This is a genomic window from Paraburkholderia sp. UCT2, assembly GCF_014397665.1.
GTDB lineage: Bacteria > Pseudomonadota > Gammaproteobacteria > Burkholderiales > Burkholderiaceae > Paraburkholderia > Paraburkholderia tuberum.
The window spans coordinates 25,068-44,520 of the sequence record NZ_VZQO01000036.1 but is presented as its reverse complement, the minus strand read 5'-3'; the positions used below and the strand labels follow the sequence as shown (position 1 = coordinate 44,520).

19 protein-coding genes and 2 pseudogenes are annotated in these 19,453 nt (G+C 62.4%); 13 read left to right on the top strand and 8 right to left on the bottom strand.

Annotated features, from left to right (window positions below; genetic code table 11):
* Positions 1 to 294 precede the first annotated feature (294 nt).
* From F6X39_RS25645 to F6X39_RS25630, 4 genes are all read left to right on the top strand, one after another.
* Positions 295 to 1,338 (top strand): alpha/beta fold hydrolase, encoded by a 1,044-nt coding sequence (locus F6X39_RS25645; protein ID WP_187618648.1) that lies wholly within the window; start codon positions 295 to 297, stop codon positions 1,336 to 1,338.
* A 376-nt stretch (positions 1,339 to 1,714) separates the two neighbouring features.
* Positions 1,715 to 2,062, top strand: a complete 348-nt coding sequence (locus tag F6X39_RS25640) for a DUF4148 domain-containing protein (RefSeq protein ID WP_187618647.1) — start codon at positions 1,715 to 1,717, stop codon at positions 2,060 to 2,062.
* 40 nt (positions 2,063 to 2,102) lie between these two features.
* Positions 2,103 to 2,450, top strand: a complete 348-nt coding sequence (locus tag F6X39_RS25635) for a DUF4148 domain-containing protein (protein ID WP_187618646.1) — start codon at positions 2,103 to 2,105, stop codon at positions 2,448 to 2,450.
* An 88-nt stretch (positions 2,451 to 2,538) separates the two neighbouring features.
* Entirely contained in the window at positions 2,539 to 3,327 is a 789-nt protein-coding gene (locus F6X39_RS25630) for an alpha/beta fold hydrolase (RefSeq protein ID WP_187618645.1), read from the top strand.
* 20 nt (positions 3,328 to 3,347) lie between these two features.
* Here the strand turns inward: F6X39_RS25630 and F6X39_RS37015 are convergent.
* Positions 3,348 to 3,425, bottom strand: a pseudogene (locus F6X39_RS37015) (AsnC family transcriptional regulator); the annotation flags it as partial.
* 157 nt (positions 3,426 to 3,582) lie between these two features.
* Between F6X39_RS37015 and F6X39_RS37010 the strand changes: the two are divergent.
* Entirely contained in the window at positions 3,583 to 3,753 is a 171-nt protein-coding gene (locus tag F6X39_RS37010; protein WP_262414815.1) for a hypothetical protein, read from the top strand.
* Between the two features lie 330 nt (positions 3,754 to 4,083).
* On the opposite strand, the pseudogene F6X39_RS25620 reads toward F6X39_RS37010, so the two are convergent.
* The 6 genes and pseudogenes from F6X39_RS25620 to F6X39_RS25595 form a co-directional block, all read right to left on the bottom strand.
* Positions 4,084 to 4,173: pseudogene (locus tag F6X39_RS25620) on the bottom strand (sugar dehydrogenase); the annotation flags it as partial.
* A 105-nt stretch (positions 4,174 to 4,278) separates the two neighbouring features.
* Positions 4,279 to 4,434, bottom strand: coding sequence for a DUF3309 family protein (locus F6X39_RS25615; protein ID WP_018423731.1), 156 nt, complete (start codon positions 4,432 to 4,434; stop codon positions 4,279 to 4,281).
* A gap of 225 nt (positions 4,435 to 4,659) precedes the next feature.
* Entirely contained in the window at positions 4,660 to 4,866 is a 207-nt protein-coding gene (locus tag F6X39_RS25610) for a hypothetical protein (RefSeq protein ID WP_184072833.1), read from the bottom strand.
* Positions 4,867 to 5,212: 346 nt separating this feature from the next.
* Entirely contained in the window at positions 5,213 to 5,431 is a 219-nt protein-coding gene (locus tag F6X39_RS25605) for a hypothetical protein (RefSeq protein ID WP_184005151.1), read from the bottom strand.
* Positions 5,432 to 5,626: 195 nt separating this feature from the next.
* Positions 5,627 to 5,929: a hypothetical protein gene (locus F6X39_RS25600; RefSeq protein WP_184024502.1), complete on the bottom strand. Its 303-nt coding sequence runs from the start codon at positions 5,927 to 5,929 to the stop codon at positions 5,627 to 5,629.
* 91 nt (positions 5,930 to 6,020) lie between these two features.
* A complete protein-coding gene (locus tag F6X39_RS25595) occupies positions 6,021 to 6,287 on the bottom strand; it encodes a hypothetical protein (RefSeq protein WP_187618644.1) in 267 nt (88 codons plus the stop codon).
* 433 nt (positions 6,288 to 6,720) lie between these two features.
* On the opposite strand from F6X39_RS25595, the gene F6X39_RS25590 reads away from it, so the two are divergent.
* Complete coding sequence (locus F6X39_RS25590; protein WP_187618643.1) at positions 6,721 to 8,817, top strand: serine/threonine protein kinase; 2,097 nt, start codon at positions 6,721 to 6,723, stop codon at positions 8,815 to 8,817.
* A 28-nt stretch (positions 8,818 to 8,845) separates the two neighbouring features.
* On the opposite strand, the gene F6X39_RS25585 is transcribed toward F6X39_RS25590, so the two are convergent.
* The gene (locus F6X39_RS25585; RefSeq protein ID WP_187618642.1) at positions 8,846 to 10,888 is read right to left on the bottom strand and encodes an SUMF1/EgtB/PvdO family nonheme iron enzyme; all 2,043 of its coding nucleotides are present in this window, start codon (positions 10,886 to 10,888) and stop codon (positions 8,846 to 8,848) included.
* A 312-nt stretch (positions 10,889 to 11,200) separates the two neighbouring features.
* Here F6X39_RS25585 and F6X39_RS25580 point away from each other — a divergent pair, with 312 nt between their 5' ends.
* From F6X39_RS25580 to F6X39_RS25550, 7 genes are all read left to right on the top strand, one after another.
* Entirely contained in the window at positions 11,201 to 11,704 is a 504-nt protein-coding gene (locus F6X39_RS25580) for a DUF4399 domain-containing protein (RefSeq protein ID WP_187618641.1), read from the top strand.
* Positions 11,705 to 11,750: 46 nt separating this feature from the next.
* Positions 11,751 to 12,188, top strand: coding sequence for a DUF4399 domain-containing protein (locus tag F6X39_RS25575; protein ID WP_187618640.1), 438 nt, complete (start codon positions 11,751 to 11,753; stop codon positions 12,186 to 12,188).
* A 250-nt stretch (positions 12,189 to 12,438) separates the two neighbouring features.
* A complete protein-coding gene (locus F6X39_RS25570) occupies positions 12,439 to 12,717 on the top strand; it encodes a hypothetical protein (RefSeq protein ID WP_187618639.1) in 279 nt (92 codons plus the stop codon).
* 349 nt (positions 12,718 to 13,066) lie between these two features.
* Positions 13,067 to 14,443, top strand: a complete 1,377-nt coding sequence (locus F6X39_RS25565; protein WP_222945316.1) for an efflux transporter outer membrane subunit — start codon at positions 13,067 to 13,069, stop codon at positions 14,441 to 14,443.
* Between the two features lie 239 nt (positions 14,444 to 14,682).
* Positions 14,683 to 17,295 carry an FHA domain-containing protein gene (locus F6X39_RS25560; RefSeq protein ID WP_187618638.1) on the top strand — a complete coding sequence of 871 codons (2,613 nt, stop codon included), beginning with the start codon at positions 14,683 to 14,685 and terminating at the stop codon, positions 17,293 to 17,295.
* A complete protein-coding gene (locus F6X39_RS25555; RefSeq protein WP_184024538.1) occupies positions 17,273 to 18,646 on the top strand; it encodes an HlyD family efflux transporter periplasmic adaptor subunit in 1,374 nt (457 codons plus the stop codon). The genes F6X39_RS25560 and F6X39_RS25555 overlap by 23 nt, the downstream gene beginning before the upstream one ends.
* 37 nt (positions 18,647 to 18,683) lie before the next feature.
* Complete coding sequence (locus F6X39_RS25550) at positions 18,684 to 19,436, top strand: peptidylprolyl isomerase (protein WP_184024541.1); 753 nt, start codon at positions 18,684 to 18,686, stop codon at positions 19,434 to 19,436.
* Positions 19,437 to 19,453: the final 17 nt, after the last annotated feature.

Below are 19,453 nucleotides of genomic sequence, written 5' to 3'. Positions count from 1 at the left end.
CGATTGCGGTTAATGTGTTGCCCACAAGGCAACGATTTGTGAACTTAGTTGCTCTTGCTGATGAAGGCTTGCGCTGTCACTATCTATCTCAAGCGTTGCGACAGCGGTAAGCCAGTGGTTCAGTCGTCAAGCATCTCCGGTTTCAGATTCGCTCTACCCGTCTCGTTCGATTCGTTTCAGATTGCCATTGAAGTCCGCTCCGTCTGCACGGCGCTCGCATGCGGCTGTGCGATATCGCGCGCGAGCGGACCCGATCAATTCCGTATCAAAGCCTTTGCTTGAAGGAGAACAACCATGTCGGATCAGATCAATAGTCGCCGCCGCCGCTTTCTCGGAACGGCGGTTGCCGGTATCAGCCTGCTCGAATTGGGACTGGGCGGACTCGCGCATGCGCAATCGGCCGACGCGGCCGGCAATGCGAAAGCGGGCGCGCGCGTGGCGTCGTTCGAGAACATTCGCTCGATCAACGCGGGCACGCTGAACGTCAGCTACGCGGAAGCGGGCCCGCAGAACGGACCGGTGGTCATTCTGCTGCATGGCTGGCCTTACGACATCTACAGCTTCGCCGAAGTGACGCCGTTGCTGACGGCGGCCGGTTATCGCGTGATCGTGCCTTACCTGCGCGGCTACGGCGGCACGCGTTTTCTGTCGGCGGATACGCCGCGCAACGGTCAGCAGGCGGTGGTCGCGGTCGACATCATCAACCTGATGGACGCGCTGAAAATCGACAAGGCCGTGCTCGGCGGCTTCGACTGGGGCGCGCGCACGGTGAACATCGTCGCCGCGCTGTGGCCGCAACGCGTGAAGGCGATGGTGTCGGTGAGCGGCTATCTGATCGGCAGCCAGGACGCGAACCGCGCGCCGTTGCCGCCGAAGGCCGAGCTCGCGTGGTGGTATCAGTTCTATTTCGCCACGGAGCGCGGCCGCGCGGGCTATGAAGCGAACCGTCATGACTTCAACAAGCTGATCTGGCATACCGCCTCGCCGAAATGGAATTTCGACGACGCCACGTTCGAGCGCTCCGCCGAATCGTTCAATAACCCGGACCATGTTGCCGTGGTGATTCACAACTATCGCTGGCGTCTGGGACTCGCGCAGGGCGAGCCGCAATACGACGAACTCGAAAAGCGCCTCGCCTCCGGACCGACGATCGCGGTGCCGACCATCACACTCGAAGGCGATGCGAACGGCGCCGCGCATCCCGAGCCCGCAGCATACGCGAAGAAGTTTACCGGCAAGTATCAGCACCGCAATATCAGCGGCGGCATTGGCCATAACCTGCCGCAGGAAGCGCCGAAAGCCTTTGCGGATGCGATTCTCGACGTCACCCGCCTTTGATGGAGCCGGCGCGCGCCGGCTTCTTCTGAACGGAACCCCAGCAGTCGAACGTACGGCTGCTGGGGTTTTTTCATGAGCGGGCTATTTGCAACCCACCTGCAAACCGCACGACGCATGCGACGCCGGCCCTGCTCGGCATGTTCGGAAGTCGGTTTTTGTATCGCAATGTATCAACGGCATACGCAGACAAACACGCTTGCAGAAATGGGGGGTGACGAAAACATTGCAGATACGTTGGAGCGTTCTAATGTCTTCACGCAAGGTTGATTCACAACGTTGCGTGTGAATCAGGCGGGACGTCACAGTGTATCTGCGTTGATGGCTTCGCGTCCCGCTCAATCCTTATCCCTGATGGTTCGATACCCGGAGAAGACTCATGAAACTCGTTCAATCGCTGATCGTCGCCGCACTCGTCGCCGTTCCGGTCGTTTCGTTCGCGCAATCGCAGCCGCAACAGGCACTCACACGTGCCGAAGTCCGCGCGGAGGTGGTCCAGTTGCAGAGGGCCGGCTATAGCCCGGCCAGCGACAACGCGCAATACCCGCGGAACATCGAAGCGGCAGAAGCGCGCGTCAGCGCCGGCAACGACGCGGCCGCCTACGGCGGTGTCGCGAATGGCAGCTCGGCTTCCAGCTCGCATGTGCCGATGAAGCATGCGGCCGCGAATGGCGCCAACGACGGCTCGAACGTCGTCGGCCTCGGCGCGATCTACGCGCACTCCTGATTCGTTGATCCCTGAATGTTTTGATACCCGGAGAAGACTCATGAAACTCGTTCAATCGCTGATCGTCGCCGCACTCGTCGCCGTTCCCGTCGTTTCGTTCGCGCAATCTCAACCGCAACAGGCACTCACACGTGCCGAAGTCCGCGCGCAACTGGTCCAGTTGGAAAAGGCCGGCTACAACCCGGCCAGCGACAACACGCAATACCCGCAGAACATCGAAGCGGCCGAGGCGCGCATCAGTGCGGGCCATGACGCGGCCGCCTACGGTGGCGTCGCGAACGGCAGTTCCGCTTCGGGCTCGCACGTGCCGATGAAGCGTGCGGCGGCGGATCGCGTGTACGACGGCTCCCACATCGCCGGCCTCGGTTCCATCTACGCGCATTCGTGATCGATGCAAATGAGCAGGCCGTCCGCGTGCATCGGCTCACGTCGACGCGCGGACTCCTTGTTTAACTCAACCTGTCGAGACAAAAACGATGACCACGCTGCTGAAAAAAATTCTGGGTTCCGTTCTGTTGCTGGGCGGACTGTTCGCGTTGCAGGCCACGGAGTCCGCGCTGGCCGCGCCGTCCGATGACCTGAAGGGCAAGAACGTCGTTCTCGTACACGGCGCTTTCGCTGACGGGTCCAGCTGGGACAAAGTGATCCCATTGCTCGAAGCGCGCGGCCTGCACGTGGTGGCCGTGCAGAATCCGCTGAGCTCGCTTGCCGACGACGTGGCGGCAACCCGGCGCGTGATCGCGCAGCAGAACGGGCCTGTGATTCTGGTCGGCCATTCATGGGGCGGCGTGGTGGTCAGCGAGGCCGGCAACGACGACAAGGTGAAGAGCCTCGTGTACATCGCGGCATTTGCGCCGGACAACGGTCAGTCCATTGCCGACATCACGAAGGACCAACCCGCGCCAGTCTGGGCGAGCGAATTGCGCAAGGACTCGGCGGGTTATCTGACGCTATCGACCCAGGCGGTGCTGGACGACTTCGCGCAGGATCTGCCGCTGTCGCAAAAGCGCCTGATCGCGGCGACCCAGCAGCCTTGGGCCGCTGGCTGTATCGACGACAAGGTGACGAACGCCGCCTGGCATGGCAAGCCGTCGTACTTCGTGGTGTCGGGCCGCGACCGCATGATCGATCCGTCCTTGCAACTGGAGATGGCGAAACACATCGACGCGAAGATCACGCGCGTCGCCACGAGCCACGTCGCGATGCTGAGCCAGCCGCAGGCCGTGGCCGACGCGATCATCGCCGCCTCGCGGGCCGCGCATTGAAGCGCGCGCAGTCTTGTCAATCAGATTGCGATTGACGCAATGCTCTTCATGCAGCGCAGCGCGAACATCGAGCGGCTATGGCGAATGCCTGCGATCTTGTTTTTGCTGATCGAGCAATGCGGCATAGCGGCGGATATACCCTTCGTTTTCGAGGCTTCAGACAATGGAGATACGGCACGTTTGCGGCTTCACCGGTTCTGTCCCATCAGTACCTCGTCGAATGAAGCGCATTCGTCGGCCGATCATCAGTACCTTTTGCTGGGCAGTACTTTTGCGCTGATATTCGCGTCGGGCGTGGCATCGACGGCAATCTTCCCGCACCGTCTGCGTACGGTTCTACAGCGGCCGACGCGGCTGCGCATCGTGAGCCGTCTGATGGGGAGCTTGCTGGTAGGGATGGGCACGCTGATGGCGGCGGTACGCTGACCATGAAACGATCCGCATACCGCCGCCGCGGGAACAACGTCATCCTTATCGTCTGTACCGCGCGATATCAATGGAAAATGAGGTACAGGATGATCAGTACGATCACTGGAACGCCGAGCAGCCAGCCAAGTAGGTAAGGCATGATGTCATCTCCTTTCGTATTGAAGTTCGAATACGCAGGAGTTTCAGCAGGCAGCGTGCCCGGCTCGAAGATGTCGATCTATTCGAGCAATCCAACGACGACAACGCCGATGGTCCGCGTATCGGGCTTTAGCCATTGTTCGAAAAGCCGAGCGTCATGTCGGCGAATTTTCCGTCCTTCTGTAGCCTGGCATTCGCGACCACGATATCGATGCCATAGCCGATTCCCGAACTGGCGCCGGTAATAAGCGCGACCTGATTGGCCAGTAACTTTTCCATCGAGTGTTTCGGCAACGACGAAAAAGCGAAGCCGCCACCTGTCGGCACGCGACATCACGCGGATAGACGGCGGCCCGCCTCATGTTCCAGTCCACTACGCGTGGTCTATATCACACCGGCAACCAGCAGAACGATCACCACGATCAGTACGATGCCGAGTCCACCGGTCGGACCATAGCCCCACGATCGGCTGTGTGGCCATGCTGGAAATGCGCCGATCAGAAGCAGAATCAGCACGATTAGAAGAATGGTTCCTAGCATGTTATGACCTCCGCCTGGTTGAGAGACCTGCTTTATCTACGTTGGCCACAAGGCCGCAGGGTAATCCCTAGGGAGCAAACCTTGTGCCCAAGGTCGATCCTTTAATCAGATCACCGGGACGGCGCGCGGCGCGTGCGGAGATTCTCGAGCCAATTGAAACGGCACCCGTCGCGCTCAAAACCTGAGCCGGGTGCCGTTTTTCCAATTGCGGACACGTCGCGCGTCCTATAGATAGGTTCCGCTGATGCGGCCTTCGAAGATCGCGGTGTTGATGTCCCAGTCGTCGACGGTACCCGTGCCGCCACCGTCCACCTTGACGACTACCGAGCGGCCGCCGCGCAGCGTCTTCATCTGTTCGGCGCTCAGCGTTTTCTCGTCGGATGGCTCGCCCGCGCCGGGCGGCAGGTCTTTGATGATCACAGTGGCTTTCATGGCATTTCTCCTTGACGTGGAAAGGCGAGCACAGTGCGGCGCCCGCATCGATTTCTGCAAGGCCTATGCCAATGTGAGGGAACGTGCGCCGCAACATGGAGCGGGGGCCGCGATGCGAAGCCTGGCAAGGATCCGCGCGATAGCCGCGTTGAATCGCACTGGACACGATCGCGATTGCGCGTCGAAGTGTTTGCGCGCGTCCCACGAGTCACGAGCGAATGGTTGGGGCGCAGCGCAGCGTCGCGCGTGGCGAACTCAGGCGTCCAACGCTCAATCGCAAGCGCAAACAGAAACGGCACGCGCCATATGCGCGTGCCGTGATGGTGAAACGCCCCGGCGAGGAATGCTAGCGGCGCTGGCGTCTACGCGGCGAGGCTGCTTCCGCGATACGCAGATGCGCGGCCGGAAAGCCCGGCGGGTACTCGACGACTCGCATCGCGGCCGGCACCAGCGGTGCGGCGAGACTCGAGCGCGCGCCGACACGGGCGCCGCCGACGATCGCGGCCATCGCCTCGCGGTCCAGTTCGACGCTTTCGGTCAGATCCTTGATGCTCAGCTTGGCCATGATGGCTCCAGAAAGACGCTCCGGCGGCCAGACCCGTTCGGGTGCCGGCCGCCGTGCTCGGAATGTGTTCGGCGTGTCATTCGTTGTATTGAGGTCTCAACGCACTATCAGTATAGGAAATCCATTCGCGACGCGCATGGCCGTGGTGTTGCCGCGGCAGTGAAGGAACCCCCAGTCCCCCGCTGCTGCCCCGGCTTACACGGCGGAGTAATTGGCGCCCGACAGGATAGGGTCGACTCTCAGCTTCAGCGGCAGCACGACGCCTGGGCCGATCGAACCGATGTCATTGAGCGCTGCGACGTTGACGATTTGCTTCTGATCCAGATTCTGAATGACGTTGACGTTGACGTTGACGTTGGCGAGGCCGGCAAGGCTGCCGAGACCACCAAGGCCCGAGGGCATGGGCACGTTGCTGCCGGTGCCGCCGGCGATCCCGGACATGGCCCGGCGGTCGAGTTCGCGCGTGCCGGACAGATCGCGAATCATGAGGGATGACATGGCGTTTCTCCAAAGACGTACGGAAAGCGGACATGAATGGCTCGCGGCGAAGCGGCCCGCGGCTGCGGGCGCCTCGCCGCACCACGCACTATTAGTGGTTGCTGTTGCTCGAATTGATATACGGCGAGAAGTCCGACGTGATGCCGGTGGCGAGCGCAACATCGTTGCCGTTGGCGTTCTGGAAGTTCAGTTCGTTACTGATCAGTTGCGTGGTGGTGGTGTTCTTGACGCTGGTCGGCGCATAGACCGGGGCGAAGCTGTAGTACTTGCTCGGGCCGAAGCCGCCGCGTACGGCTTGCATGGCTTTGCTGTCGAGTTGTTCGGTGACGGACAGGTCTTTGATCATCAGCGTTTTCATGGTGAGTCTCCTGAAAGAAGTTTTCGCAGTGTTGCGAGTGGTTTCGAGCAATTCGTTTGCTCGGACATCACTAATGCACAGGCTGTGCCAGTATTAATCAAGGATCCTGAGGAAATCGGCGAAGCCCTGTCGTATAAGGGTTTTGCGCGTGGAGGGACCACCGTGCCGGTCAGCTCGAAGCACGCTGACGCGCTCGGAGCGGTGGCCGCCGTCCGACATCGCGGCGGACCCTGTTGGATGGCGCACGACATTGCGCGAGCCAGCACGCGGCGCGGCGCGCGGCTCATGCCTGGTTTGCCTGGTTTGCGAAAGCGCGGACCGGGAGCTAGTATCGAAACGGCACATGTAACTGGATACGACAGGTTTTCTATCGACCCGCGTGGCGTCGGTCGCATGCGACACGGTCCAGCGGCAACGGCGGTGCTTCGCACAAATGGCTAGCCTTGCGCGTGTGATTCTCGACTTCCAGAGCGGCGAGCTATCGCGTGACGAGTTCGTCGCGCAGCTCGACAGCGCGTTGGCGACCGAGCACCTCGGTCCGACGCGGCTGCTGGAGACGCTGTACGCCGCGCATCATCGGTCACCGTTGCCCGACGATCTCTACCTGGAAGTGCGACGGCGCATCGAGCTGCTGCGCGTGTCGAACGTCGCGGCGGGTGGCGAGGAAACCGGCATCCAGACCACGGTCGATCTACCGTCGCTGCGTTCGTCGAGCGCTGGCAGTGCGGGCGCCGCGAGTACTGCCGGAGGCGCCGCGCACGAGACCATCAAAGGCATCGGCGATACGCTGAACAACCGCTTCGTGCTCGAGGAGTGCCTCGGCGTGGGCGGCATGGGCACCGTGTACAAGGCGCTCGATCTGCGCAAGCTCGAAGCGTCGGATCGCAAGCCCTATCTCGCGATCAAGGTGCTGAACGTCCAGTTTCGCGGCAATCCGAATTCGCTGGTCGCGCTGCAGCGCGAGGCGCGCAAGGCGCAGGTACTCGCGCATCGCAACATCATCACCGTCTACGACTTCGACCGCGACGGGCCGATCGTCTATCTGACGATGGAGTACCTGAGCGGCAAACCCTTGAGCCAGCTGCTGCGCACGCCGGGCTATCAGGGCATGCCGGTGCGGGCCGCGCTGCCGATCGTGCGCGGCATGTGCGCGGCGCTCGCGTACGCGCATGAGCGCGGCTTCGTCCATTGCGATTTCAAACCCGCGAACGTGTTTTTGACCACGAATGCCGAAGTGAAAGTGATCGACTTCGGCATCGCGCGCGTATTCCAGCGGCCTGAAGAGGAGAGCGACGCGACGGTGTTCGATCCCGGCAGTCTGGGCGCGTTGACGCCGGCCTATGCGAGCCCGGAGATGATCGAGCATCGCGAGCCGGACCCGCGCGACGATATCTACGCGCTTGGCTGCATCACGTACGAGCTGTTGACGGGACATCATCCGTTCGATCGCCTGTCGGCCACGCAGGCGCGCAATGCCGATTTCAAGCCGCAGCGTCCGGCGAATCTCGATGCGCGACAGTGGCGCGCGTTGCGTGCCGCGTTGTCGTTCGATCGCAATACGCGGATACCGAGCGTCGTGCGCTTTATCGCCGAGTTCGACAATGAAGCGCGCGCGGAGAAGTCCGGGACGCTCGCGTGGGTCGGGCTCGCAGGCCTCGCCGTCGTGTGCGCGGTCACCGTGGGCGTGTTCGCTTTTCGCTCGGGGTCCAGCCGGCAGCAAGCCGCGCAAACCGAGGCGGCGCGATCGCAGGGCGATCAGGTCGATCGGGCGGCTGGGGCGTCCGCTGTCGCGCCTGCAACGAATGCCGCGCAGACAACGCCTCCTCCGGCGCCCGCGCCGAAGCCCGCGTTGACGCTCGCCGCGATCACGCCCACGCTTGCCCAGGTGCCGTGTTCGGCTTTATCGGGCGCGGTGCAGGACCACGCACTGACGGTACGCGGTTTCCTGTCGCAGCGATACGGTGCCGCGCATCTGAAGGAGACGTTGGCGGCGCTGCCTGGCGTCGATACGGTTTCGCTAGACGTGCGGCCGCTCGCCGACGATAAATGCGACTTCGTCAAAACGCTCGCGCCGTTTCTGGTGCGCAACTGGCAGGCGGGGCGCGTGGCGTCGCTGCAGATGCGTCCGCCAAGCGGTTTTCTGACCGAGAACGACTCGCTGGTGGTGGACCTGAAAGCGCCGCCGTTCGATTCCTTTGCGACCGTCGACTACTACCAGCTAGACGGCCACGTCGTGCACATGGTGCCCAGTCGTCTGTGGCCGGATAATCAGATGCAGGCGAACGGCGGTCCGTACACGATCGGCAGCAATGCGGGCGATTGGACCGTATCGAAGCCGTTCGGCTCGGAAATGGTGGTGCTGATGGTGACGCCGGTGCCGCTGTTCGACAAGCTGCGCCCGGAAAGCGAAGCGCGCGCCGATTATCTGCGCGCGCTCGAGACCCGGCTCAAGCAGATTGGCGGTCAATACGGGCAGGATCGCCTGTTGGCGGACTTCGCCCCGATTACGACCAAACCCGCGACGCGATGATCCGTCAGGGTGCCAATCGACACGGCTTTTAGTGCAGATCCTTGACGACGCGAAAACCGTTCTGCGATTGGCGCACGCCCGCGCCGTATTTGAAGCGCGTCGCGCTGAGCATGTAGTCGCCGCCTTCGCGCCATGAGCCGCCGCGAATCGCGCGCATCTCGCAGCCGGGCGAGTCCCACGCGTGGCCATCGACGGGCGCGCCCTGATAGGTGTTGTGCCAGCAGTCGGCGGTCCACTCCCAGACGCCGCCGTTCATGTCGTACAGACCCAGCGGATTCGCGGCGAACGTGCCGACGTTTTCCGGGCCTTCCTTGTGCCACGGGTCGCCGCAGTCCTTGCAATTGGCGTTGCCCTTGCGCATCTGCTCGCCCCACCAGTACGCGGTCGTGGTGCCGGCGCGGTCCGCGTATTCCCATTCGGCTTCGGTCGGCAGACGGTACGGTTTGCCGGTCGTTTTGGCGAGCCACTTGACGTACTGCTGCGCGTCGTCCCAACTGAGATCACGCGCGGGTGCGGTCTTGATGCTATTGCTCTCCGGCGTCAGCTTCTGGCAGGCGCCGGCGGCGACGCACGCATTCCATTGCTCGACCGTCACGGGGAATTTACCGATCGCGAAGGGCGCGCCAATGCTCACGTGATGCACGGGCTTTTCCGACGGATCGTCGGTATTGCTGCCCATTGCGAACGAGCCGGCGGGTACCGCGATCATGACCGGACAGGCCGCGCAGTCGCGGATTTCACCGGCCGTCGGTGGATGGGCGACGGTCTTTTCGGCGAATGGCGCCGCGGCGGCCGTGGCGGGCGGCGTTGGCGATGGCGCGGCAGCGGGGCGCGGTGGCGGCGGCGGCACGGCTGCGCTGGCTTGCGTCGGGGGATGCGTGACGTGGGCAGGCGGCGTGGGTGGCGCGACGTGACCGCTCTGCGTCGCGGGCGCGGCTGGCGGTGCCGCCGGCGCGGCACTCACCGCGGGAGCCGATGCCGCCGCGCGCAATCGATCGATACGCGCATGTGCGAGTGTGGCGAAGCGGCCATTCGGATAGGCCTTCAGATATGCCTCGTAATCGGCTGGGTAGTTGCTGTCCTTGATCGAATCCCAGAACGTGATTTCGTATTGTTCGCCGCTTTCCTTGGGCATGATGCCGCGACTGCGCGGCGTGATGGCGCGACGCTCTGACGTATTCGACGACTCGATAGCGCCTTCGCCACTTATGGGAATGGATGAACGCGCGACAGAGAGCCACGGTTGCTGCGTTCCGCGTGTAGCGGCGCGTACTTCGGCGCCGACCTGTCGGAACAGCGCGGCGAGCGATCGAGACGATGCGTCGGCGTCGTTGAGCGCTTGCAGCAAGGCATCGGTATAGACGCCATGGCGCGGACCGTCCGCCGCGAAACCGCCCGGTGCGGTTGCATAGGCAATCACGGTGTTGGCAGCGATCCCCGGTTTATCGATCGCAACCGCGGCGGGGGCAAATGGATTGTCGAGGCACGTATCGAGAATCACGAGATTGAGCCGGCCCGCGCGAGCGGATTGCATCGCATGCAAAACGGTATTCAGATCGACGCCGTTATTCAGTAGCGACACCGGCGCGCGGATATCGCCTCGCGCATCGAGTCCCGCCGGCAAAAGCAGCGTTTGTGCGCCTACCTGCATGCCGTGTCCGGCGAAATAGAACAGTGCGATATCGCCCGTTCGCAATCGTCGTTGAAATTCGTCGATGGCCGCGCGCATTTGCGGCGGCGTAGCATTCGTGCGCGTGATGACTTCGAAGCCACGCGCACGGAGCGCAGCGCCGATCGATTCGGCGTCGCGCGGCGCGTTGGCGCGGATCGGGTTAGTGGCGTCACCGTACTCGCCATTTCCGATCACGAGCGCGACACGCCGCGAATGCGTGCCGTCGCGTGACGAAGCAAAGGGTGAAAGGAGCAAAGCGGTATCCGCCGGCCGAGCCGGATGACTCGCTACCCAAGCCGCGCTCGGCTCGATGCTTTCATGTTGCGTCGCGGCACCGGCACCGTCCCACTGCGCCTGGATTGCCCCAACCATGCACACCAGCAGGAATCGTCGCCACATCTTTATATCCCGTTTGTACCGGACAGAGTTCAGGCATTCGTGCACCAGGCTCGCGCTGCCCGCGCTCTTTATTAACGATAGCACGCGCCTTGCGTTACAACTGTCCGGGAGTCCTTAACGCGTCATACGGTTAACGAGCATTGCGTATCTTTTTGGCAAGATACGTCCTAAGCTGATTCACAAAGTCACGTCACACGGTCGTTTTAACTAGGTGGCTGCCTGCCGGATTCAACCCGCGACGTGCCGCTCGAACACCCGGAAGGTCATCGATAGCCGGGCCCCAGCCATGACTCCTGTTCGGGAGAGTGCGCTATGCGAAGAAGCCGTGTTTCCTTCCTTTTCGGCAGTCGTGATCCGGCGCAAGCGCGTCGCGGCGGATTACGCGCTGCGGTGTGCGCGACGCTCGTCGCGGTCTGCCTTGGTATTGGCACTGGCGGCGTTGCGCGCGCCGAGCGGACACCGTCTCCGCCGGGGGCCGAGGAGTACATCATCTGGCCGTCGGATGGCGCGGTGATTCACGGCGGAAAGTTGTGGGTGCGCATGGGGCTGCGCAATATGGGCGTGTGTCCGAAGGGCGTCGCGTTTCCGAATACCGGCCACCATCATCTTCTGATCGACACGGATTTGCCCGCGCTCGATCAGGAGATTCCATCGGATCGCCAGCACCTGCATTTCGGCGCGGGCGAAACCGACGCGCGCATCGAGTTGCCGCCCGGCAAGCACACGCTGCAGCTGATTCTCGGCGACCATAATCACGTGCCGCACGTACCGCCCGTGTATTCGAAGAAGATCACCATCACCGTGCTAAAGAACTAACGCGGTCCGTTCGTTCGAACTGGTCAAGCCGGAACGGAGAGTCCTGATGAAGAAGATCATTGCGGCCGCGGCATTCGTCGCAGCGGCGCTGACGGTATCGACCGCGCCGCAGTGCGCGTGGGCAGCGACGCCGTCGCCGCCCGGCGCCTACGCGTATATCGGCTATCCGAACGATGGCCAGGTGGTGCCCGCCAATAAACCGTTTCGCGTGTGGTTCGGTCTGCGTTTCATGGGGGTCGCGCCGAAAGGCGTGAAGTACCCGAACACCGGCCACCATCATCTTCTGATCGATACCGATCTGCCGCCGATGGATCAGGAGATACCCTCGGATCGCCATCATCTGCATTTCGGCGCGGGCGAAACGGAAACGATGATTTCATTGCCGCCAGGCAAGCATACGCTGCAGCTGTTGATGGGCGACGACATGCATATGCCGCACAACCCGCCGGTGTATTCGAAGAAGATCACGGTGATCGCGCGCTGACTGTCATCGAGCAGCCAACAATGTCGCGCGCGCTGTTGGCTGCGATCCACCATTCACTGGTCTCGCTCTGCCGCTCGTCAGCGTCGGGACAGCGGGCGCGATCTTCCTGGCCTTTGCTACAAGGCATTCAGGACGCGAATGACGAAAGCAAGGCACTCCTGGCATAGCCCATGCATCAGTAGCGCCCGAGCAGACAAGTTGCTCGAACCCCGACGCTCGATGATGCTTTCCCATTCCCAGGAGATTTGCCATGAACACGCTGATGATCAAGGACCTGTCCAACACCGAACAACTCGACAGCAAGGCGATGAGCGCCGTGCGCGGTGGCAACGGCTACTATTCGATGCCGTCGTACCTCAGCTACGCGCCCGTCTTTGCGCCGAGCAGCATCAAGAACGTCTCCACGACGCAGATGATCAACACGGAAATGAACATCCAGAGCGCGAACGGCAACGACTCGGCGCTGGTCAGCGGTACGACCACCTACATCCAACCGACCATTTACTCGAGCAACGTCAACAACGGGTAGTGAGCGGCGCACGCGCGGCCCGGGCGGCCGCGTGTGCGTGCCCCAACAGGCGCATCGCTCAAAAAGACCGCTAATCCAATCGTCCTTTCCACGCATCCTTCGCGTATCCGCCGCTCCCCGCATCGACTTTTCCGCCGCTTCATTGCCGAAGCCGCGCGGAAGCGGCTCGGCCTGAAAAACCGGGCATCTCGCGCGAAACAGGCGGGTGCAACTGGAGACCACCGTGTCAGCATTGCCGGAGTCATCGCTCGATTCGTCGTGTGATTCGCTGGACCTTCAGCGGGTTCCTGCTGAAGCGAGGACGCCTCGCCGCATAGCCCGTGTGCTGCGCGGGATCTGCGCGGCAACGATGTGCGCTTTGGCAGTGAGCGCGTGCGTCGACGTCAGCATGCCGGCTTATCAACGCCCGGACACGCCGGCCAAGACATCGTGGTCGGATCGCAATGGCGCGCCGGTGTCGGCCGCGGAGACGATCGAGCGCGACTGGTGGAAGGGCTTCCAGGACCCGTACCTCGATACGCTGATCGACAAGGCGATTGACGGCAACTTCGATATCCGGGTGCTGGCCGCGCGTATCGAAGTCGCGCACACGCAGATCAGCGAGACAGGCGCGGCCGCATTGCCGACGGCGGACCTCGGTGCCGGCGCCGACTACACGAAGACGACTGGCCAGCCTTTGACGAAGACGTACAACCTCGCGCTGCAGGTGAACTGGGACATCGACATCTGGGGCAAGGTCGAAAAAGGCGTGCAGGCGCAAAAGGCCGAATTCCACGCGAGCGAGGCGGATTGGCGCGGGGGGTATCTCGAACTCGTCGCGAATGTGGCCAGTACCTATTTCCAGATCCTGCAATTCGACGACCAGATCGCACAGCAGCAAAAGACCATCGCCACGAACAAGCAAATCCTGGCGATCTACGAAGGCCAGGCGCGCAATGGGCTCGTGCCGCAAACGCAGGTGTTGCGCCAGCAGGCGGAAATCAACCGGCTCACCAACGATCTCTATGATCTGCGCCGATCGCGGGCGGTCTCCGACAACGCGCTATGCACGTTGCTCGGCGTGCCGGCCGGCGAATTCCATGTGCCGCAGGGCCATTTACAGGAGCGCGTGAAATTGCCGGGCGTGCCCGATGGTTTGCCCGCGCAATTGCTGTCGCGCCGCCCCGACGTGGTGGCGGCCGAATTCAGGGTGCTCGAGGCCTATGACCTCGTCGGTCAGTCGAAGCTCGCGCAATTGCCGAGCATCGGCCTCACCGCGCAAGGCGGCACGGCAAGTTACGCGCTTAACCAGTTGCTGAAGTCGTTCACGTTCGGCCTGATGCCGAGCATCAATTTTCCGCTGTTCGACCCGGGCGTGCGCGCACATGTGAAGGTGACCGAGGCGCAATCGAAAGTCGCCGAGCAGCAATATCGCGTGGCCGTGATGGGCGCATTCGAGGAAGTGGAGAACGCGCTCGTCAATCTGAGTGCCCATAAGGCGCAGCACGCGGAATTGCTGCAGCAGGTGTCGCGCCTGCAGATCGTCGCTGATCAGATCCAGTCGCAACTGCGCCTTGGCGTCGTGTCGCAACTCGAAGTATTCGAAGACGAGCGGACCTTGCTGGAGGCGCAACAGGCGTTGCTGGAAAACCACCAATTGATTCTGTCCGACACGGTAACGCTTTATAAGGCGCTCGGCGGCGGATGGCCCGGTGTCGATGTGCAAGCGCAGGTCAAAGAGAAGTAACGAAACATTGAGCTAATCCACGCGTTGGCGTACCGCGCGGGTATTTCGTCGGCTGACGGCTTATCCGCGGTCTTCTCATCCGGCGATATCCAAATTGACACTCTCGATGCGTGACTTACAATCCTTTAGGGGTCAGCGTTTGCGTGGCTCTTCACGACAATATCGTTGCGCCGTTGTTCTTCGTCCAGTTCGCCCCGCGTTCCCGCCGCGGCGGGTAAACGCTTAGCGATCCAGATAAAATGGCCACCGGCGAAGCTCCGATTGCTGAAATGCGCGTGACAGTGGACGCTGCCTTCGACGTGGTGTTGTCACCGGTTGCCTGCGCGCAGCGCCCCGCGCTCGACGCCATTCGCATCGTCGACAACCTGTTCGCCATCGGCCGCAGCGAAGCGCCGTTCAGCGACTATCCCGCACCATGGACCGCCGCTCTCTCGCGCCGACATGCGCGCGTTTTCATCGAGCATGGCGCGATTTATGTTGCCGATCTCGGCAGCAAGAACGGCACGACGGTCAACGGCATCGCGGTGCGACAAACCCCTGCGCGTGTACGCGCCGGCGATGAACTCTGCTTTGGCGGCGAACTGCGCTATCGCGTCGGCATCGAGCCGCGCGCGCGCGTCGTCACCGCTGGAAGCGCTTCTCCCCTCATTCATCTATTGCTGGTGCCGCAGCGCGATGACCTGGGTCTGCAACCGGTCGACGTGCTGGCTTTTCCATTTCTGGTCAGTAAAACGGACGAGGTTTTCTCCCGCTACAAAGACCGTTATCCGCACCAGGTCAATTACATTTCCCGGCGCCATGCGCACCTGTTTCTGAAGGGCGGCGAGCTCTATGTCGAGGATCTCGGCAGCACCAACGGCACGTTCGTGAATGGACAGCGGATCGGCGAATCGGCGCTTGCACTAGCGGAGGGCGACGTCGTTGCATTTGGCGGCGACCACTTCGTCTACAGGGTGTCGCTACAGAACTCCGCCGACGTCGAACCCACCGTGACCCAGCTCTCTCTTCAGCCCGCTGTCGACAGTGCCGCCGATGCCGACAAGACGACCTTCGTCGGCGCTGCGCATTCGTTTCTCGACATCTTTTGCGTCGATCCGGCGCTGCAACGCGAAGACGAAGTGAATGAAGCGGCGCAGCCGGGCTCCGCGCGCGCGAAGCGTGACGGAGTAGGGACGGCAAATGGCGCGCAGGGCGCCAAAGGTGCGCAGGCGGGGCATCCCGCCGATACGAGAGACGGCGCGAACGAAAGAAGCGGCAAAGCTAAAAGCGCGGCCAGAGGTAAGCCGCGTCGCTGGAAGATGATCGCCGGCGAACTCCACAAGGCGTTAGCGGACGGCGAGCGCACCAATGTGCGGCGCGCGGCGGCATGGGGCGGAGCGGCTATCGCGATCGTGGTTGCGCTTGGCGTGGGCCTTTATCTGCACGGTTCATCGGAACGGGAGTTGAAGAGCCTGCTCGCGAGCGGTGATTACTCGAGCGCCCTCACGATGGCGCGCGGCTATCTGGCCACGCATCCGGCGGACACGAAAATCAGCGCGCTCGCGAGCGAGGCGTTGTTGAAAGCGAACTTGCCGGGCTGGATCGAAGCCGTGCAAAAAGCGCAGTTCGACCAGGCCGACACGCTGCTGAAGAACATGAGGGCGTTGAGCGGAAATGACGCCGATGCCGCGTCGCTGGTCGGCGAATTGCAATGGGTCGGCGATCTCGAACGCTTCGTCGCGGCGCGTGGCGGCGTCGACGCGCCGATCCGCATGTATACGGACGAAGCGACGATCAACGGTCTGCTGCACCGCTGGGACGACGACGCGGCGAGTCACCAGCGCGCGCTCGATCGGATTGCGAGTTACGTGCCGGTCTTCGCGGAGCCCTACGCACACACGCTCAGCCATCTGCGCAAGCTCGAAAGCGACGATTCGGTGTACGTCGCCGCGATCGATCGGCTCAATGGCGTAATTCATACCGAACTTTCGCGCGACAAACCCGACGCGCTGCCGCCGGTACTCGACGATTACGCGCAGCGTTATCCGCGGCTCGCGGGGCTCGATAGAGTGCGCGACGATTTGCGCCAATACACCGGGTTGCTGAATGCCGCGTTGAGCCGTCAATTGACGTCATTGCTGGCGATGATGAAAACGGTGCGCTTCAGCACGCCGCCTTTTCAGGCGCAATTCCAGCAGCTTGCGGCGACGCGCTTGCCGTCGCCGGACATCGTTCAACGGCAGGACGCGGTCGATGCCGCGTGGCAGCGCGGCGACGCGCAGCAGGCGCTGAACGATTTGCAGTCGATGCCGGCGAGCCCGTGGTCCGATGTGCTCTCGGCCGAAGCGACGCACAAGAAGGCGTTGTCCGATCAATACAACGATCTGCGGAAAACGCGTGACGGGAAAGATTACGACCAGCGTCTGCTGTCGTTCTACGCGAGCCTCGATCCGCGGACCGACGCATGGTTCGTGCAGGCGATCCAGAAAGACGTGGCCGCATTGCATGACAAGGCACTCGCGCATGCGCAAGATCTGCTGGTGCGCGCGCAAAGCCTGTGGAAAGAGTACCGCGCGAACGGCCCGATCGGCGGCACGCAGCGGCTCGAAGCCGGCATCTCCCCGGGCTTTCGCAACGAGGCGCGTCTGCTGAGCGAGGCGCAGACGGCGGCACGCCAGGGCATGCGCATCTATACGCAGTTGAAGGCCGATCATCCCGCCGACTTCGATCGCCTGCTCGCGGATATCGAAGCCGAAGCGAGTTTGCAGCGCCGCTCGTTGACCGAATTGCGCATGGTGCTGGACCCTGGGCTGCTGAAAGCGAAGCTCGCGTTGATTGGAGGCGATCAGAGTGAAACGCGATCCTCACCCTAGACCGTTGTCGGAGGCGCTCGAAGATCATAGCGTCGAAGGCATTGCGATTTTGACGTCCGAGCCGGTGCGGCTTGCGCGCGCGCTGATCTGGGCGATGGTCGCGCTCGTCGTGTCGGGTTTGCTGTGGTCGTTCGTCGGCCGCGCGGATGTGATCGTCAGTGCGCCCGGCACGTTGTCGCCGGAATCGGAGGTGCGGCGCATCTATACGCCGATCGACGGCGAACTCGCGGATCTGTATATCGCCGAGGGGCAGCCGGTGTCGAAAGGCGACGTGCTCGCGCGGCTCAATGCGCGCGGCGCGATCGAGGCAGCGAGCAACGCGTTACAGGCACAAGTGAAGCTCGAAGACGCCGAACGCGAATGGAAGCAGTTCCCGGAGAAGAAGGCGTTGATGGAACGCAAGGCCGCGTCGTTGAAGGCGCAACTCGAAGTCGAGGAGCGCTTGCACGAGAATCGCGTTTCAGAAGGCACGACGAAGCTTGCCGAAGGGCAGAAGGCCGAACTCGACGAAGCGCGCAGCTCGCTCGACAACGCGCGCCGCACGCGCGAAGCGGCGAATCAGGAACTCGATCGCTATTCGCGGCTGTTTGCGCAGCCGGGCGGCGGTGGCATTGCCGAATTACAGGTCGAGCAGAAACGCACGGCCGCGCTCGAAGCGGATAACGCTTACCGTGTCGCGCAGTCGAAGCTGGCCGAGCTCGACTTTCGTCTGAGCCATGAATACGCGCAGGCCAATGCGCAACTCGCGACGAGCGGCCAGCAAAGCACCGATCTGCAACTGCAATACGATCAGGCGGTGCGCGACATCACCGATGCGGAAGACAAACTGCGCGTGCAACTGCAAAGCGCGCGCCTCGAAGCCGATGCCGCCGCGCGGGTGCGTTTCGAGAACATCGATAAAGACAATTTTCTGCTGATTCTCGCGCCGGTTTCAGGCGTGATCACCGACGTCACGTCGACGCAGCGCGGCGACAAGATTCAGGCGAATGCACCGCTCGGCGGCATTGCGCCAAAAGACGCGCGGCCCGTGCTGAAGATCGAAATCTCCGAACACGACCGCGCCTTTCTGCACGTGGGCCTGCCTGTCAAATTGAAGTTCAACGCGTTTCCTTACCAGCGCTACGGGTTGATCAGCGGCACGCTCGCATATATCTCGCCGGCCACGAAGCCATCCGCGCAGGACAAGCAACCGGTCTACGAAGGCCGTGTCACGCTGGACAAGGACTACTACCAGGTGGCCGGTACGCGTTATCCGCTGCGTTACGGCATGACCGCCAATGCGGAAATCGTCGTGCGCGAGCGGCGCCTGATCGACCTCGGTCTCGATCCGTTCAGAGAGGTGGCGGGTTGAGCGCGCGAATCAAACATCCACGAAAGGAGCCGAGCAAATGACCGCGATAGTGCGTATCGATGACGAAGTCGTGGACGTGGACGAGTTCATTCGTCTTCTGAAACTGACCGGCCAGTTCGAGAGCCTGGTCGAGCAGATCGTGCGCGACAAGCTTACCGTCCATGCGGCGAAGAAGCAGGGCGTCGCCGTCAGCGCCGACGAAATCCAGCAGCGCGCGGACCAGTTTCGCCGCGTGCGCGGGCTGCATCGCGCGGCGGACATGAATCATTATCTCGACGCGCTGCACGTGAGCCTCGACGAATTCGAGGCGTTCATTACCGACGGGCTTTATCAGGAGAAGATGCTCGACGACATCGGCAACGACGCTGCGATCCATGATTACTTCGCGTTGAATTCACCGAAGTTCGACGCGATCGAAGTCAGCCATATCGTGCTCGATAGCGAAGGCAAGGCGAAGGAAATGATCTCGTACCTGCACGACGACCCCGACGCCTTCGGCGAGATGGCGCGCGAGCATTCGATTGCCGATACGCGCGAGTCGGGCGGCGTGATCGGCAAGGTACTGCGCGGTTCGCTGAAGCCCGATATCGAGGCGAAGATTTTCAATGCGGCGGTCGGCGATCTGCTTGGGCCGTTTCCGTCGGCCGACCGTTCGTGTTTCGAGATCTTCGCGGTCACGGCCAAATATCCGGCCACGCTCGATGCCGACGTGGCCACCGAAATCCGCCGTTTGCTGCGCGAGAGCTGGCTCATTGCCCGCGCCCAGGAACACGTGATCGAAGCGCGCTAGTGCCCGACTAGCGCCCG

Bases quoted from the DNA above. Each gene is read 5' to 3' on its own strand.
- F6X39_RS25635 (WP_187618646.1), top strand. From the start codon at position 2,103: ATGAAACTCGTTCAATCGCTGATCGTCGCCGCACTCGTCGCCGTTCCC.
- F6X39_RS25605 (WP_184005151.1), bottom strand. From the start codon at position 5,431: ATGGCCAAGCTGAGCATCAAGGATCTGACCGAAAGCGTCGAACTGGAC.
- F6X39_RS25600 (WP_184024502.1), bottom strand. From the start codon at position 5,929: ATGTCATCCCTCATGATTCGCGATCTGTCCGGCACGCGCGAACTCGAC.
- F6X39_RS25595 (WP_187618644.1), bottom strand. From the start codon at position 6,287: ATGAAAACGCTGATGATCAAAGACCTGTCCGTCACCGAACAACTCGAC.
- F6X39_RS25640 (WP_187618647.1), top strand. From the start codon at position 1,715: ATGAAACTCGTTCAATCGCTGATCGTCGCCGCACTCGTCGCCGTTCCG.
- F6X39_RS25590 (WP_187618643.1), top strand. From the start codon at position 6,721: ATGGCTAGCCTTGCGCGTGTGATTCTCGACTTCCAGAGCGGCGAGCTA.
- F6X39_RS25575 (WP_187618640.1), top strand. From the start codon at position 11,751: ATGAAGAAGATCATTGCGGCCGCGGCATTCGTCGCAGCGGCGCTGACG.
- F6X39_RS25560 (WP_187618638.1), top strand. From the start codon at position 14,683: ATGGCCACCGGCGAAGCTCCGATTGCTGAAATGCGCGTGACAGTGGAC.
- F6X39_RS25550 (WP_184024541.1), top strand. From the start codon at position 18,684: ATGACCGCGATAGTGCGTATCGATGACGAAGTCGTGGACGTGGACGAG.
- F6X39_RS25570 (WP_187618639.1), top strand. From the start codon at position 12,439: ATGAACACGCTGATGATCAAGGACCTGTCCAACACCGAACAACTCGAC.
- F6X39_RS25645 (WP_187618648.1), top strand. From the start codon at position 295: ATGTCGGATCAGATCAATAGTCGCCGCCGCCGCTTTCTCGGAACGGCG.
- F6X39_RS25585 (WP_187618642.1), bottom strand. From the start codon at position 10,888: ATGTGGCGACGATTCCTGCTGGTGTGCATGGTTGGGGCAATCCAGGCG.
- F6X39_RS25610 (WP_184072833.1), bottom strand. From the start codon at position 4,866: ATGAAAGCCACTGTGATCATCAAAGACCTGCCGCCCGGCGCGGGCGAG.
- F6X39_RS25580 (WP_187618641.1), top strand. From the start codon at position 11,201: ATGCGAAGAAGCCGTGTTTCCTTCCTTTTCGGCAGTCGTGATCCGGCG.
- F6X39_RS25615 (WP_018423731.1), bottom strand. From the start codon at position 4,434: ATGCTAGGAACCATTCTTCTAATCGTGCTGATTCTGCTTCTGATCGGC.
- F6X39_RS25565 (WP_222945316.1), top strand. From the start codon at position 13,067: ATGTGCGCTTTGGCAGTGAGCGCGTGCGTCGACGTCAGCATGCCGGCT.
- F6X39_RS25630 (WP_187618645.1), top strand. From the start codon at position 2,539: ATGACCACGCTGCTGAAAAAAATTCTGGGTTCCGTTCTGTTGCTGGGC.